Origin of the sequence: Deinococcus carri, from assembly GCF_039545055.1 — a bacterium.
Classification (GTDB): Bacteria; Deinococcota; Deinococci; order Deinococcales; family Deinococcaceae; genus Deinococcus; species Deinococcus carri.
Map to the genome: position 1 here is coordinate 12,990 of NZ_BAABRP010000014.1, position 14,810 is coordinate 27,799.

At 71.4% G+C, this 14,810-nt stretch carries 16 protein-coding genes; 3 read left to right on the plus strand and 13 right to left on the minus strand.

The features are described from left to right. Positions 1-35 precede the first annotated feature (35 nt). From ABEA67_RS14645 to ABEA67_RS14680, 8 genes are all read right to left on the minus strand, one after another. Positions 36-1,259: an MFS transporter gene (locus ABEA67_RS14645; RefSeq protein ID WP_345466516.1), complete on the minus strand. Its 1,224-nt coding sequence runs from the start codon at positions 1,257-1,259 to the stop codon at positions 36-38. Positions 1,260-1,714: 455 nt separating this feature from the next. Continuing rightward, the gene (locus tag ABEA67_RS14650) at positions 1,715-2,575 is read right to left on the minus strand and encodes an AraC family transcriptional regulator (RefSeq protein WP_345466518.1); all 861 of its coding nucleotides are present in this window, start codon (positions 2,573-2,575) and stop codon (positions 1,715-1,717) included. 106 nt (positions 2,576-2,681) lie between these two features. Beyond that, positions 2,682-3,620: a DNA polymerase III gene (locus tag ABEA67_RS14655; RefSeq protein ID WP_345466519.1), complete on the minus strand. Its 939-nt coding sequence runs from the start codon at positions 3,618-3,620 to the stop codon at positions 2,682-2,684. Positions 3,621-3,729: 109 nt separating this feature from the next. Beyond that, complete coding sequence (locus ABEA67_RS14660) at positions 3,730-4,482, minus strand: metallophosphoesterase family protein (protein ID WP_345466521.1); 753 nt, start codon at positions 4,480-4,482, stop codon at positions 3,730-3,732. A 63-nt stretch (positions 4,483-4,545) separates the two neighbouring features. Continuing rightward, positions 4,546-5,577: a S66 family peptidase gene (locus ABEA67_RS14665; protein WP_345466523.1), complete on the minus strand. Its 1,032-nt coding sequence runs from the start codon at positions 5,575-5,577 to the stop codon at positions 4,546-4,548. Positions 5,578-5,647: 70 nt separating this feature from the next. Then, a complete protein-coding gene (locus ABEA67_RS14670) occupies positions 5,648-6,157 on the minus strand; it encodes a DUF7577 domain-containing protein (protein ID WP_345466525.1) in 510 nt (169 codons plus the stop codon). 55 nt (positions 6,158-6,212) lie between these two features. Beyond that, positions 6,213-6,725 (minus strand): GNAT family N-acetyltransferase, encoded by a 513-nt coding sequence (locus ABEA67_RS14675; protein ID WP_345466527.1) that lies wholly within the window; start codon positions 6,723-6,725, stop codon positions 6,213-6,215. Then, positions 6,718-7,638, minus strand: a complete 921-nt coding sequence (locus tag ABEA67_RS14680; protein WP_345466529.1) for a carbon-nitrogen hydrolase family protein — start codon at positions 7,636-7,638, stop codon at positions 6,718-6,720. Before ABEA67_RS14680 ends, ABEA67_RS14675 begins: the two co-directional genes overlap by 8 nt. A 206-nt stretch (positions 7,639-7,844) precedes the next feature. Here ABEA67_RS14680 and ABEA67_RS14685 point away from each other — a divergent pair, with 206 nt between their 5' ends. Both ABEA67_RS14685 and ABEA67_RS14690 read left to right on the plus strand, forming a co-directional pair. After that, complete coding sequence (locus ABEA67_RS14685) at positions 7,845-8,237, plus strand: hypothetical protein (RefSeq protein ID WP_345466531.1); 393 nt, start codon at positions 7,845-7,847, stop codon at positions 8,235-8,237. A 132-nt stretch (positions 8,238-8,369) separates the two neighbouring features. Then, positions 8,370-9,236 carry a metalloenzyme domain protein gene (locus tag ABEA67_RS14690; protein ID WP_345466533.1) on the plus strand — a complete coding sequence of 289 codons (867 nt, stop codon included), beginning with the start codon at positions 8,370-8,372 and terminating at the stop codon, positions 9,234-9,236. A gap of 214 nt (positions 9,237-9,450) precedes the next feature. Here the strand turns inward: ABEA67_RS14690 and ABEA67_RS14695 are convergent, their stop codons facing one another. Together ABEA67_RS14695 and ABEA67_RS14700 are read right to left on the minus strand one after the other, a co-directional pair. Further along, the gene (locus ABEA67_RS14695; RefSeq protein WP_345466534.1) at positions 9,451-10,086 is read right to left on the minus strand and encodes a phosphoribosylanthranilate isomerase; all 636 of its coding nucleotides are present in this window, start codon (positions 10,084-10,086) and stop codon (positions 9,451-9,453) included. Next, complete coding sequence (locus tag ABEA67_RS14700) at positions 10,079-10,324, minus strand: hypothetical protein (protein ID WP_345466536.1); 246 nt, start codon at positions 10,322-10,324, stop codon at positions 10,079-10,081. Before ABEA67_RS14700 ends, ABEA67_RS14695 begins: the two co-directional genes overlap by 8 nt. 103 nt (positions 10,325-10,427) lie before the next feature. Between ABEA67_RS14700 and ABEA67_RS14705 the strand changes: the two genes are divergently transcribed. Then, positions 10,428-11,666 carry a phosphotransferase gene (locus tag ABEA67_RS14705; RefSeq protein WP_345466538.1) on the plus strand — a complete coding sequence of 413 codons (1,239 nt, stop codon included), beginning with the start codon at positions 10,428-10,430 and terminating at the stop codon, positions 11,664-11,666. A 60-nt stretch (positions 11,667-11,726) separates the two neighbouring features. Here the strand turns inward: ABEA67_RS14705 and cobT are convergent, their stop codons facing one another. From cobT to ABEA67_RS14720, 3 genes are read right to left on the minus strand one after another with little or no spacing between them, the layout of a single operon-like run. Next, on the minus strand, positions 11,727-12,809 hold the full coding sequence (gene cobT, locus ABEA67_RS14710) for a nicotinate-nucleotide--dimethylbenzimidazole phosphoribosyltransferase (RefSeq protein WP_345466540.1): 1,083 nt from the start codon (positions 12,807-12,809) through the stop codon (positions 11,727-11,729). Positions 12,810-12,834: 25 nt separating this feature from the next. After that, positions 12,835-13,383, minus strand: coding sequence for a bifunctional adenosylcobinamide kinase/adenosylcobinamide-phosphate guanylyltransferase (cobU, locus tag ABEA67_RS14715; protein ID WP_345466542.1), 549 nt, complete (start codon positions 13,381-13,383; stop codon positions 12,835-12,837). Beyond that, positions 13,380-14,804, minus strand: coding sequence for a cobyric acid synthase (locus ABEA67_RS14720; protein WP_345466659.1), 1,425 nt, complete (start codon positions 14,802-14,804; stop codon positions 13,380-13,382). Before ABEA67_RS14720 ends, cobU begins: the two co-directional genes overlap by 4 nt. Positions 14,805-14,810 lie beyond the last annotated feature (6 nt).

Genomic DNA, 14,810 nt, shown 5'->3' on the forward strand with positions numbered 1-14,810 from the left:
GCGGAGCGGCGGGGCAGGGGCGCAGGGGTGGTGGGTCAGCCCACCGCTTCCTGCGCCTGGACAGCCTGCACCCGGCTTCCGGTCAGGAGCGCCAGGGCCAGCGCCACCAGCACCGCGCCCATGCCGAAGGTCGCGCCCGGCCCCAGGCGCGAGTACAGTTGCCCGCCGCCGAGCGGCCCCACGACCTGCGCCAGCGACCCGAACGCCTGCGCCCCGCCCTGCACGCGGCCCTGGGCGTCGGCGGGGGTGGCGACCGAGATCATCGCGCCCAGCGTGGCATTGAAAATCCCCTCGCCCAGCGCGAACAGCAGCACGCTGCCGTACAGCAGCGCGGCAGAGGGCAGAAGCGGCAGCAGCGCCATGCAGGTCATCCCCAGCACGCCCATGCCCAGGGCCACGGTCGCCACGCGCTTCTCGCCCAGCCAGCGCAGCAGGTGCGGCAGCAAGAAGCCCTGCCCGATGATGTCGCACACGCCCACCACGATAAAAGCCGTACTGACCTGCCCCGGTCCCCAGCCCAGCGTGTCGCGGGCCAGCAGCGACAGGGCAATCTGCATCAGCGAGAAGGGCAGGGTGAACAGCACGCTGACCGTGACCAGGCGGCGAACCAGCGGGAAGGCCAGTGCCCCGCGCAGCTGCGTGAGGGGGTTGAGGTGGGCGGCGTCGAACTGCCTGCTGCGCCGCTCGGGCGCGAGGCTTTCCGGCAGGATGAAATAGCCCCACAGCAGGTTCAGCACGCACACGGCCGCGGCCGCGAACATCGGCGCGCTCAGGCTGAAATGCGACAGCAGCCCACCGATGGCCGGTCCCACGATGAACCCGGCCCCGAACACCGCCCCGATCTGCCCGAAGGTCTTGCCGCGTTCCTCCTCGGGCGTGGTGTCGGCCACGTAGCCGAACAGGGCGCTGATGCCGCCCGCCGTGAGGCCGTCGATGCCGCGCCCCAGGAACAGCATCCACAGGCTGCCGCCGATGCCGAACAGCAGGTAGCCGACCGCCGACCCCAGCAGGCTCAGCATCAGCACCGGACGCCGCCCGTAGGCGTCGCTGAGCGCACCCAGCACCGGCGCGGAGAAGAACGTCAGCAGCGCGAACGAGGCCGCCAGCCAGCCGATCACGGCGGCCTGCTGCGCAGCCTGTGGCACGTACTCCATGACGATAAAGGGCAGCACCGGAAACACCAGTGATATGCCGACGGAGAACAGGAAGGTGGTGGCGAGCAGAAAGAGAAGCGGTCTTTTGTGAACAGGCCCAGTCATGTCGCCCAGGGTAAGAGGCGGGCCAGGGCCGGGTCTTGAAAAAACACGACACCGCACCCGGTGGCCGGAAAGGGCGAGAACCTCCCCCCTCAGGCCCAGGCTTTTGTCTTGACTGGGTTCAGGACGCCTCTGGCAGAGAAGAGTCGATTCGCTGATGCCTTGACGTTTTCGCTCTTTTGACCCTCTCCCCCTACGGGACTCGTAGAGCTGCGCAGCAGAGAGGGCGTTGCGAAGCAACGGGTGAGGGGGCGTGTGACCCACCAGGTCCCTCACTCCGGGCCAAGGAAGCCCTCGCCTCCGGTTGAGATAAAAGCTCGCCTCATACGGATTCCGTCCAATTCCTGAACAGTCGGGAGGGCACCGCCTGTTCATCCATCTTCCGAAATCCGCCCTTGTTCCTTCTCCCTCTGGTCGGATTTCCGGGTGTTTTCAACACCCTTCAATCGGAATCCGTATCAGTCCGCCCGGTCCTGCATCAGCTCAAGCCCCGGCACCCCAACCGGCGCGCCCTCCAGTTCCCTTTCCCAGACGGGCCGCCAGCGTTTCTCGGCCCACTGGGCAAAGGTGCGCGGCGTCATCTGGCTCAGCGCCCGGAACTCGCGCGTCAGGTGGGCTTGGTCGGAAAAGCCCAGGTCGTGGGCCAACGGGGCCAGGGGCAGGGACGGGTCCAGCAGCAGGCGGTTGTGGACTTCCTCGAAGCGGATCAGGCGGGCCAGCGTCTTGGCGTTCACGCCGACCTCCCGCACAAACTGCCGTTCCAGTTGCCGGGGGCTGATGTTCAGCTCCTCGGCCAGCGTGCCGAGGCGTGCGCTCCCCAGCGAGATGTAGAGTTGCGCGCCCGCCCGCACGCCCTTGCCGGTTTCCACGGCGCGTTCGGCCCACAGGCGCAGCAGCCAGGCTTCCAGGGTCTGCCGCGCTTCCTCCCAGCGCTCCAGGTGCAGCAGGGCGCAGATGGCCCGCACGTCGGCCCCGTACTGCTCGGCCAGGTCGAGGTCGGCCACTCCTGCGTGCCAGCCCAGCAGTTGCCGCGCGCCCCACGGGTACAGCTCTGCGCCCAGCACCCGCGTCAGGCCCACCGAGACGACCCGCTGTGGTTGCAGCGTCAGGCCGCCCAGCGCCGCCTGCGGCAGAGGCTCCAGGTCGCCGCCATCCACCGCCCCGCGCCAGGACGACCCCGCCAGGAACGTGAGCCGCACCGAGCGTTCCGGCAGAAAGCGGTGCTCCTCCTGACCCGCGTGATGAACTTCCTCCATCTGCCAGTACACCCGCACCAGCGGGCGCAGGCGGGGGTCGGGGAGGAACTTCTGGAACGGCATCCCCGCACTGTGGCATGGGTGGCGGCGGCGCGCATCCGCCACCCGGCCAGGGTCAGGCGGCCCCTTTTCCTGGGAGCAGCGGCTCTTGGAGGCAGCGGCGAGGGGCTCACCCCTCCCCGAACGCCTCCCGCAGCCGCAACGCGAACACCTGAAAGCTCAGGCTGGGGCTGGCATAGGCTTCCAGCGCCCCTTGCAGGGCGTCCAGGGCGGTGTCGGCGCGGGCGCGCTCGTGGGGGGAACGGCCCCGCCAGGTGAAGCGCAGGGCTTCCGGGTGCCAGGCCGCGTTCCAGCGTTTTTCCAGGCGCTCGGCGGCCTCCAGCGCGCTCAGCAGGCCCCGTTCCAGCGCGTCCGTGAACTCGGCGGCGTCGGCGAGGGCGGCCCGCACCGCTTCCCGCTCAGTCAGCACACCCGCGCGCCCGGCGGCAAAGGCGACCAGTTCGGCGTCGGGGGACTCGCCCTCCAGGGTCAGGCGGCGCTCGATGGCGCGGTCGGGGGCCGGGGTCACGCTCAGGCGGGCGCTGCGGCTCTGAATGGTGGGAAGCACCGAGCGGAGGTCCTCGGCCAGGAAGACGAACAGCGCCCCGTGCGGCGGTTCCTCGACGAGTTTGAGCAGCGCGTTGGCGGCTTCCTGCCCCAGGTGTTCCGCGCCGTCCACGATCACCACCCGGCGGCGGAAGGTGGGCCGGACCTCCAGGAACTCGAAGACGTGCGTCTCGTACTCGCGGCCCTTGTCGCGCCCGGCCAGAATCGCGCCGATGGGGATGATCTTGCGCCGCGCCGCCTTGCCGGTCGTGGTCGTGGCGCGCGGCTCCACCAGCAGCAGGTCGGGATGTGCTCCCGCCGCGAAGGCCCGGCAGGAGGGGCACACACCGCACGCCTCGCCGTACATGCCGCGCGTGCCGGTGCAGTTGTGCTGCGCCGCGATCGCCAGCGCCACGTCCCGCTTGCCCACCCGCGCCGGGCCGGTCAGCAGCAGGGCATTCCCGCGAAAGACGCCCGTCTGTTCGAGCAGCGGGCCGTGCAGGAGGGCGGCGGAGGTGGTCATGGGTGCGCGGTGCGCGGGACGCGGGACGCGGTGGGGCACCTTCCCTCACCGCGCACCGCGTCCTGCCTCCCGCATCCCCGTCGCCGCAGCCTCTGCACGTCCGTCCCGCTCACTTTCCAATCGCCAGCCGTGCCGCCAGCACCGGGGGCAGGCCCGCGGCCAGGGCGGCTTCCTGGGTGCGGGCCACGTCGTAGGGCACGCGGAAGACCTCGAAGTGCCCGCGCCCGGTATCGAAGATGGCGTAGCTGGCATGGGGGTTGCCGTCGCGCGGCTGGCCGACGCTGCCGGGGTTCAGGATCACGCGGGCGGAGGGGGGCACCAGGTAACTGCCGCCCTCGGCAAAGGTCTGGGCCTTGATCCACTCACCCACCGGGGCATTGAGGGTGGCGTAGACGGCGGGCACGTGCGTATGTCCCACGAACGCCAGCCGCCCCTGCCACTGCGCGAAGGCCTCGCGGGCGGCGGTCACGGAGTCGGTGTAGGCGTCCAGACTGACCGGGGTGCCGTGGCGATAGCGTGCGCCCACGTCGGGGTCGTCCACGCCGTCGCGCCAGGACCGGACCCAGGCCAGGTCGCTTCCCGACAGGCGGCCCAGTTGCCACAGCAGCGCCGCCGACACCACGCTCCCCTGCTTCTCGCGCCGGCCGCCCGCATACTCCAGCAGCATCTGTTCGTGGTTGCCCAGCAGGCAGCGGGCGTCCAGGTCACGCAGGGCGGTCAGCACCTCGCGGGGATGGGGGCCATAGCCCAGCGCGTCCCCCAGGTGAACCACCTGATCGAAGCGCCGCGCCTCGGCATCACGGAGCACCGCCTCCAGGGCGGGATAATTGGCGTGGATATCGGACAGCAGCAGCAGCCGCACCCGGCCATGATAGCGGGCGGGTGCGGGAAAGGGTGCGGAAGTCGGGTGGGAGCGGTTCCTCGCCTAGGGCGTCACCGTCACCCGCCCCGCCGCCGGGTCGAGGCGGGTGCGCCCTCCCAGCGGCAGGGTGAGCTGGGGGCTGGTGTGCCCGAAGTCCACGTTCGCCACCACCGGCAGGTCCGGGCGGCCTGCCTCGGCCAGGACGCGGCGGACCCAGCGGTACAGGTCCTCTACCATGTCGGGGGTGTAGCTCCGGGGGCGGGCCAGCAGCAGGCCGGCGGCGCGGCCCAGGATGCCCTGCGCGGCATAGTTCCGCAGCCAGTAGCCGACCTGCGCGGGCGGGGGCACGTCCTCACTCGTCTCCAGCGCCAGCACCGCGCCGTCCCACAGCCCCGGTGCGGGCCAGCCGGGCGTGCCGTTGAGCATGTCCAGCACCTCCAGGCAGCCGCCCACGAGGTGCCCCTCGGCGGCCTGCTCCCCCTGGAGCCACATCCAGCCGTCCCCCGGCTCGAAGGGGCGGAGCACCTCCTGCAATGCCTCGTCCTCCCAGTCCTGCCGGGCCTGGGTCCACTCGGGGGCGGGGGCGAGGTCGAAGGGGGCGGGAGCGTCCACTAGGGCGCGGCGAATGCCCTGCGCCACGAAGGGGTGAATCCCGCCGTTTTCCGCCAGGTCGGTCAGCAGCGAGGGGCCGTGGTAGGCCATCACGCCCGCGCGCAGAAACTGCATCAGGGTGATGGTGGAGTCGCTGTACCCCAGGAAGGCCTTGGGGTGGGCGCGAATCAGGCCGGGGTCCAGAAAGGGCAGCAGCCGCACGCTGTCGTCCCCGCCGATGATGCTGACCATGCCATCTATATCGGGGTTTTGCAGCGCCCAGTGCAGGTCGTCAGCGCGGGCCTGGGGGTGAGCGTCCAGGTAGTCCGGGCCGCGCAGCGCGTTGGGGGCGGGCACCACCTCCCACCCGAACGTCTGCGCCACCTGCCGCACGCCCACGTGGTAACGGTTCATCACCTCGGTCACGAAGCCGCTGGAGAGGCTGAGGGCGGCCACACGGGAGCCAGGAGCGAGGCGGGGTGGGCGGATGAAGGTGGGGGCCATGCGGCAGGCTAGAGCAGGCGCGGGGCGCGGGCATCCGTCAGGTGGCGGAGGACGGCCCCTGCTTACGGCACTACAGCGGCTTCCCGCACTGGCCGCAGTAGCGGTCCGTCTCGTCGTTCAGCGCCCCGCAGGCGCGGCAGCGGACCTTCACCACCGTGGGCTGGCCCGTCAGGGCGTTCTTGAGGGTGGGCGCGGCGTCCAGCGTGTCCTCCAGCATCCCGCCCTGGGCGCGGTTCCAGGGTTCCTCGTCGGTGCGGGTGCCCTGCGGGTCCAGCGTCAGGCCGCTACCCGCCACGCCCCGCCGCCCCACGGCCATCAGCGCCATGCCGATCCAGATGACCACGATGCCGATAGGCGCGCGGATGAACGAGGAAAAGAGGCCACCGAACGCCTGCGCCGGCCCGCCCTGGGGGTCACCCCCGGGAAAGGGGGCCTGTAAGAGCGTACCGAACGTCCCGAAAAAGGTCAGGAAGACGCTCAGGAACAGCAGGATGCCCACCACCACCAGCACCTGCCCCAGGTGGTACACGATGCGGCGGCCCGTGGACACGTCTGTGCGTGCCGGTCGGTTGGGGGTCATGCCCCAGGGTACGGGACAGGAGAGAGCGGGGTTCCCACCGGAGCCGCGCCGCCGGTCACAATCCCAGGCTCAGGTGATGCTCGGCCAGCCCGCGCCCTTCGTGCCGCACCGCGTCCGGCTGCGTGCCCCACACCCGGAAGCCGTGCCGCTCGTACAGGCGGCGGGCGGCGTGCTGCGTCTCGGTCACGCCCAGGTGCAGTGCAGTCACGCCGACCCAGGTGCAGGCATGGGCAATTCCGGCCCGCAGCAGGGCGTCCCCGCAGCCCCGCCCCCGCGCGACGGGCAGGACCGACACGCCGAAGACGTTGCCCCGGTGCCGCAGCGCGGGCCGTTCCTCCCGCGAGACGGTCAGGATGCCGACCAGTTCCCCGGCCATGAACGCGCCGAACGTGACAGCGTCGGCAGTGGGGTCCAGCCGGACGGCGATGTCCGGGAGGGGCCGCACCGCGAACTCGGCGGCGGTGGTAATGAAGGCGAGGGGGTCCGTTTGCAGCGCGGTCAGCCGTACCTCGCGGTAGGCGGGCGCGTCGGCGGCAGTCAGGGCGCGGACGACGGGAGCCTCAACCATGAACGGCGGCCCCCAGCGGCACGATCTGGGCGGGGCCGGGTCGGTCCTGCGCCGCGTGGCGGTCGCGCCAGTTCAGGACGTGGCCATCCTCGCGCACCCGGCGAATCAGGTTCAGGTCGAGGTCGGTGACTAGCCAGCCGGGCGTGTTCCATGCCCCCTGCGCGACGATACCCGTCTCGGGAAGGCCGTGGTCGGCGGGGGCGTAGACACCCGCCTGCCCGACCGCCTGCTCGACCGCGTACGTCCAGTCGGCGTCGGCCAGCAGCGGCGCGTGGACGGCGTAGCACTGGTTTTCCAGCGCGCGGGCCATGCTGCCCACCTGGACACGGGTGTATCCCGACCGCGCCCCGGTAAAGGAGGGCACCACCAGCACCTCCGCCCCGCCCTCCGCGAGCTGGCGGGCCAGGGCCGGGAACTCGCTGTCGTAGCAGATGGCGACGCCGAAGCGCACCACGGCTCCGCCCCGCAGCGGCAACGCGAACACGCACACGCCCTCGCCGGGGGCCACGTCCCACTCCTCGGCCTCGAAGCGGGTCATCAGCAGCTTGTCCTGCCCGCCTAGGGTGCCGTCCGGGCCGAAGACCAGGGCGCGGTTCACGTAGCCGCCCCCCCGCGCCACCGGAAAGCTGCCCGCCACCAGGGCCACCCCGTGCCGCCGGGCCAGCCGCGCGTGCAGCGCCGTGAAGTCGGGCAACAACGCCTGAAGCGCGGGCCGCAGCCCCAGGATGTCGTGGTGCAGCGCGGGCGGCAGCAGGCTGACGAGTTCGAGCGAGGCGTATTCCGGGAACACCAGCAGGTCAGCCCCCTGCCCGGCTGCGTCCGCGACCCAGGCCGTCACCTTCGCCTCATACGCGGCCCAGTCGGGGTGGAAATCCACCGGATAGGCCGCCGCCGCCACACGCAGGACACTCATGGGGGGAGTGTAGCGGGCCGCCAGCAGGCAAAAGGATACGGGAGATGACTTAGACGGATTCCCCGGAACTTTTCGGAAGACGCATGACGTCCAGCCCGCCAGCAGACAGCGGTCTTGACATCCTCCACGCCTTACCTTACGGTAAGTAAGCACGCCTGCCGAAAGCCGGTATGGCTCCCATCACGTCAACTTCGAGGAGAAGGAATATGGACGAAATCATCCTGCAACCCCAGCTCCACCTGCTCGTCGGTGCCCTGGTGCTGCTGACCTCTCTGGTTACGGTGGTCACGACCGGGCGCGGCGCTCTCAGCCTGAAACGGTTCGGGCGGACAGAACAGGGGGTGTTCATCGCGGCCCAGCTCGCCCTGATGGTGCAGATCATGATCGGCATCAAGCTGCTGGATCAGGGCATAGGCACCCTTCAGAAGTACGTCCATTACATCGGGGGAGCCGGGGCGCTGGGCCTGCTCGTCCTGTACTACTGGCTGCCCAAGACCTCGGAGCAGGACCACGCTCGCAAAGCCCTGTGGGTGTCGGTCGCCTCGCTGGTGTTCGTCGCGCTGGCCTTTTTTGTGGGCGGAATGTACGCGCGGGGGTAGGAGAGCTTTCAGCCGTCAGCGGTCAGCTTTCAGCAAGAGTGCCCCGGCCCCCGCTGGGGCTGTCTGCTGATCAGGTCTGGTTTGTTCTGCTGAATGCTGACGGCTGTTCGCTGACGGCTCTAGAGTCCCCCCATGACCGGACTGGTGTGGCTCGCGCTCGACGGCGTCGGCCACCCTGCCGACGCGCCGCCCGGGTCGGTGTGGGAGGCGGACTTGCCGACCCTGCGCCCGCTGGTGGAGGCCGGACGCGCGCTCGACGCGACGCTGGGTGTGCCGGGGCTGCCGCAGTCGGGGACCGGGCAGGCGTGCTGGCTGACGGGGCAGGACGCGGTGCGGGTGATGGGCGAACACTTCGGGCCGCATCCAGGGCCGACCTTGCAGCAGTTGCTGCGGGCGTCCGCGTTGCCGGGGAGGCTGGCAGCAGCGGGGGCGCGCGTGGCCCTCGCCAACCACTACCCGCCCGCGTATTTCGCCGCCCAGACGGCCCAGAGGGGAGCGCGGCGGTCCCGCATGGGCTGCTTCCCCTTCTCGTTCCTGGCGGCGGGACTGCCCCTGAATCCGCCCGGCGTGCCGTCCGTGCCCGCGACCCTGGGCCTGGGCTACGCCGAACCCTGGCCGCCGCAGACGCCCCGTGCGGAGGTGGCGCGGCTGGGCGAGGCGCTGGCCGGGGCCGCCCGCGAGCATGACCTCATCGTGTGCGACCTGTGGTTCGGGGACCACCTGGGGCACCGGGGCCGCACGCCCACGCCGCCGGAGGTGTTGCGGGCGGGGCGGGCCTATCTGGAACGGGCGGACGCCCTGCTGACCGGCCTGCTGCATGCGGGCGCGCGGGTGGTCCTGGGCAGCGACCACGGCAACCTGGAAGACCTGCGCGTGAAGGGCCATACCCTGGCCCGCGTGCCGTTCGCCGGGGCAGGCGTGGACCTGGGCACCCCCGGCGATGTGGCCGAAGCTGGGCAGGTCATCCGGGGCTGGTTCGGGCAGAAAGCGCGACAGTGACGCGAAAACAGGATGCCCACCCCACGGAGGCCGGAAGTTATCCACAAACTTATCCACAGGCCCTGTGGATAACCTGTGGAGAAAGGGGAACGGCCCCGCAGCAGTGGCTGGGCTTCCGTGCGTCTGGCACGCTGTTTTCGACCTAGGGATGGAGGCGCTCCCGCTTCGGCGAAGTTATCCACAGTGAAACGCTAGCCTGTGGATAACTTCGTTTTCACGTGCCCGGCGCGGCCTGGAGACGTGCGGCCTGGATAAAGGCCCGGACCTGTTCCACGTCCTTCACACCTGCGGCCTTTTCCAGGCGGCTTACGGCGTCCACCCCGGCGGGGCGCAGCACCCGCACCGCCTCGGCCACGTTCGCGGGTCCCAGGCCTCCGGCGAGCCACGCGCCCGCCGGGAACACGTCCCGCAGCGCGGCCCAGTCCAGCGGCACGCCACCTCCCGGCTCCGGGGCATCCAGCATGGGCGTGACGCCGGGGAGACTCAGGACCTCCAGCGCGTCCGGCTGTCCCAGATCAGCGGGACGCAGAACGCGCAGAACGGGATGATACCGGGCGACCTCCCGCACGTAAAGACTTGACAGCGGGCCGTGAAGCTGCACGGCACTCACGCGCGCCGCCTCAGCCGTCCGCAGCACCTCCGTCAGCCCCTGGTTCAGGAAGACGCCCACCCGCGCCACCACCGGCCCCACCGCCAACCCCGCCTCGCGCGCCACCTCCGGCGACACCCTTCGCTTGCTGACCGGCGCGAAGATGAAGCCCAGGGCGTCGGCCCCGGCCTCGGCGGAGAGCAGGGCGTCGTGGAGGGAGGTGGTGCCGCAGACCTTGACGCGGGGTGTGGGGTCAGGCATCACGGCCTTCCAGCGCGGCCACGCGCGCTTCCAGGGCGCGGACCTGGCGGGTCAGGGCCAGCAGCAGCAGGGCGTAGTGGTCGTAGAGCTTGGGGCGCTCCATGCGGACCTCGCCGGACATCCACCCCTCCAGCAGGCGTTCGGCCTCCGCCAGCACCTCCTCGTCGGGCACATCCCGGAAGGAGCGGCTGCCCAGAATCTCGCGGGCGAAATTGAGTTCACGGTCGGGGTCGGGCATGGGGGTAGGGTACGCGGTCAGCGGGGCATGGGAAGGGAAGCGCGCTCCTCATCTGGGCCAAAGGGCGGATGTGTGCCGCGCCCGGCCCGTGCCAGCCTGGGGCATGTCCGCTCCACGCCGCGAGACAGCCCTGCACCTGCTGTTCCTTCACCCGGACGGCGAGCGGGTGGCCCTCCAGACCGTGACCGTCGCCATGCCCACCTACTACGGGCAGCATGTGCGCGAGGCCGCACCGCCGGGAACACGCCTGCTGCGCCGCCTGCACTTCCGGGCGCTGGGGGAGCAGGACGGGGTGCTGCGCGCGGAGACGGTCTGGCAGCTTCATACCGACGGCCTGGACGGGCTGGACTGGCGACCCCCGGATGCCCTGACCGGCCCCGAGCGGGACTGGGCCGGGGCCGCCCGCCTGCCCGCCACGTCCCGCCGCGCCCCCTGGATGCACCCCGACTGGCAGGCCGGAGCGCTGGCCTGGCTGGACGCTGAACTCGCCGCGCAGGGCTGTGCGCGAGTGGGCGAGCCGATGGTGCTGAAACACTGGCAAATCAGCCTGCTGTGGCAGGTGGAGACGACCGGGGGCCGGGTGTACTTCAAGGCGGTGCCGGACTTCTTCGGGCGGGAGGTGCGGGTCACGCCCCCGCTCGCCACCGAACTGCCCGGCGCAGCCCCACCCGTGCTGGCCGCCGACGAGGAACGCGGGTTTCTGCTGCTAAAGGGGGCCGGACAGACCCAGGACGCCCCGGACCTGCCCGCGCTGATGCGGCATCTGGCCTGGGTGCAGCGCCGGAGCGTGCCCCTGCTGCCGCACCTGCCCCTGCAAGACCGCAGCCCCAGCTTTCTACGCGCCCGGCTGGACGACCTGTTCTCGGACGCCTGCCTGCTGGTGGGCGAGGAGGGCGGCCTGACCCCCGAGGAGGCGGCAGCCCTGCACGCACGGCGGCCCGAACTGGAAGCAGCACTCGCCCGCCTGGCCGCCAGCCCGCTGCCGCTCACGCTGGGCCACGGCGACCTGCACGGCGGGAACGTGGTGGTGGACGGGGCGGGCCGCTTCACCGTGCTGGACTGGTCGGACGCCTGCCGCCTCCATCCCTTTCTGGACGCGAACGCGGCGTACTTCGCGGAAGCCCCGGCCGAGGCCGTGGAGGAGGCCCACGCCGCCTATCTGGCCGCCTGGACCGACCTTCTACCACTGGAGGAGCTGCGCATCCTGCACGCCGACGGGCTGCGGGCAGGCGAACTGCTGCGCGCGCTGGGCTATGTGGACGGCATCCAGCCCCACGTGGAGGACCGGGCGGAATGGCATGGTGCCCAGCTGTACCACCTGCGGAAGCTGCTGGAGGGGTAGGGCGAACAGCCACCAGTTTCCAGCGGCCAGCGAACAGGACAGAAATGCTGGACACCGTGGTTAGCCCTCACTGCCCCCCGGTACCCCCGCCTCGGCGAAGGTCCGCATCTCGCGCAGGGTGGCCGCCGCCGAGAGCAGCAGCGGCGCGGCCAGCACGCCCCCGGTGCCCTCGCCCAGGCGCAGGCCCAGACGGAACATTGGCTTCAGGTTCAGGTGCGCGAGTTGCGCCGCGTGCCCGACCTCGGCACACTCGCCCGCCGGGAACAGGAAGTCACACAGGGCAGGGGCGAGGGCCATGCCCACCAGCGCGGCGCTGCCTTCCACGAACCCGTCGAGAATCACGGCGCGTCTCAGGGCGGCGGCCTGGAGCATCATCCCCAGCATCGCCGCGATTTCAAAGCCGCCCAGGTCGGCCAGCACACCCAGGGGGTCGGCGGGGTCGCTGGCCTGGCGATTCAGAGCCGCGCACACGGCCTCCACCTTGCGCGCGAGGGTGGCGTCGTCCACCCCGGTGCCGCGGCCTGTCACCCCCTGCGGGTCGAGGTTCAGCAGCCGGGCGGTGAGGGCGGCGGCGGGCGTGGTGTTGCCGATACCCATCTCGCCGGGAACCAGCAGGTCCGCGCCTTCCTCTATTGCGCGGCGGGCCAGGGCGGCCCCGGCCAGCACCAGCGTTTCGGCCTCCTCGCGGGTCATGGCTCCCTCGCGGCGCAGGTCGCGCGTGCCCCGGCGCACAGCCGCTCTGACAAGGGCGGGGTGGTTGGGCAGGTCGGCATTTACGCCCGCGTCCATCACGTAGACCCGCGCGCCGACCGTGCGGGCAATGGCGTTGACGGCGGCCCCGCCCGGCCCGGCAGGCGTGTCGGCCAGGAAGTTCGCCACCATCGCGGGTGTGACCTCGGGGGGATAGGCGCTGACGCCGCCTGCCGCCACGCCGTGGTCCCCCGCCGCCACCAGCACCGCCACCCCGCGCGGATGAGGCTTCTCGGTCCCGAAGACCCCCGCCAGCCGCACGGCCAAACTTTCGAGGTCGCCCAGCGCCCCAGTGGGCTTGGTCAGTTGGGCCTGCCGCTCGCGGGCGGCCCCCATGGCGGCGGGGTCGGCGGGGTGAACGGCGGCGATGAGGGCGGCGAGGTCGGGGTGCATGGGACTCCTTGGGAGGTATTAGGGATTAGGGGTGAGGGGTCAGGAAAGGCGTGGGCTTGAGTTGCAGGGGCAGGCCGCTCGCCAGCAGCCACGCCTCGTCGCTGGCGGCGGCGGCGCGCTGGTTCACCCAACCCAGCAGGTCGCGGTAGCGGCGGGCCAGGGCGTTGTCGGGGACGATACCGAGGCCCACCTCGTTCGTCACGAGGACGGTCAGGCCGGGGCGGGTGCGGGCGGCGGTCAGCAGGGTATCGGCACGGGCCAGGATGGCTTCGTCGGGGAGGTCGGTCAGCATCAGGTTGCTGACCCAGAGGCTGAGGCAGTCGAGCAGCAGCACGGGCGTCTGCACGCGGTGAACGGCGGCAGGCACCTCCAGCGGTTCTTCCAGCGTCTGCCAGCCCGCCGGGCGGTCGGCGCGGTGGCGGCGGATGCGGTCTTCCATCTCGGCGTCGAAGGCCTGTGCGGTGGCGAGGTAGGTCACGCCCTCCCCGGAAGCGGCGGCGCGGCGTTCGGCAAAGGCGCTCTTGCCGCTGCGTGCGCCGCCCGTGACAAAGACCAGATGGGCAGGGGCAATCACAGCCACCCCCGCACAAGATTCCAGTCCAGGCTCGCCTTGACCCGCGCGGCGATGGCGTCCAGGCGGGCGTCGAGGCTGTCCAGCCCTTCAGGGGCCGACAGACCCGCCCACCCCAGAAACCGTTCCAGATACGCTGGGTTTTCCAGCAGCCCGTGGAGGTAGGTGCCGCGCACGTTGCCCGAACGCCACAGCAGCCCTGGCGCGAGTTCCTGCACACCACTTCCCGCCGCCGTCTGCCCGTGGTGAATCTCGTACCCGCGAAGATGCAGGCCCGTTTCCACGTCGGTGAAGGTGGTCAGGCGGGTGGTCTTGTCCACGGCAAACTCGGTTTGGAGGTCCAGCAGGCCCAGGCCCGGCACCTCTCCCCCACCCTCGATGCCGTGCCGGTCGGTCAGCGTCTGCCCCAGCATCTGCAAGCCGCCGCAGACGCCCAGCACCGGCACGCCCGCCTGCGCCGCCCGCGTGACCGCCCCCGCCAGCCCGGTCGCTCGCAACCACGCGAGGTCGGCGGCGGTACTCTTGCTGCCCGGCAGGATGACGGCCCGCGCCCCTTCCAGCTCGGCGGGCGAGGCCACCCAGCGCGCGAGCGGCCCCAGCGGCGCGAACTCGTCGAGGTTGGACACGCGCGGCAGCCGGGCAATGGCGACGAAGCCGCCGTCATGAGCGGACCGGGGCGGCCCGGCCCGCCTTTCGCTTCTCGCTCCGCTCGGCCCTTCGGGCAGCGATACCCCGTCTTCCTCCGGCAAAGGAATATCCAGCATCGGCACCACCCCCACCGTCGGCACACCGGTCTGCTGTTCCAGCCACTCGGGCGCGGGGGCCAGCAGGCGCGGGTCGCCCCGGAAGCGGTTGAGGATGAAGCCCCGCAGCAGGGCGCGTTCCTCCGGCGTCAGGCAGTGCCACGTCCCCAGCAGGTGCGCGAAGGCCCCGCCCCGGTCGATGTCGCAGGCGAGGAGGACGGACGCCTGGGCTTCCCGCGCCACCCGCATGTTCACGATGTCGGAGGAGCGCAGATTGACCTCGGCGGGGCTGCCCGCGCCCTCGATGACCACCACGTCGTACTCGGCTAGGAGGCTATGCAGGGCGGTCTGCACATGCGGCCACAGATGCGCCTTGCGTTCGCGCCAGCCCAGGGCGGTCAGTTCCGGGTTGGCGCGGCCCAGCAGCACGACCTGGGAGCGGGTGTCGGCCTCGGGCTTGAGCAGGACGGGGTTCATCCGCACGTCGGGCACCACCCGCGCGGCCTGCGCCTGCACGAGCTGGGCGCGGCCCATTTCCAGCCCAGCGGGCGTGACCCCGGCGTTGTTGCTCATGTTCTGGGCCTTGAAGGGCGCGACCCGCAGCCCCTCGTCCGAGAGGGCACGGCACAGCGCGGCGCACAGGTAGCTCTTGCCCGCGTTGCTGGTGCAGCCCTGAACCATGACAGC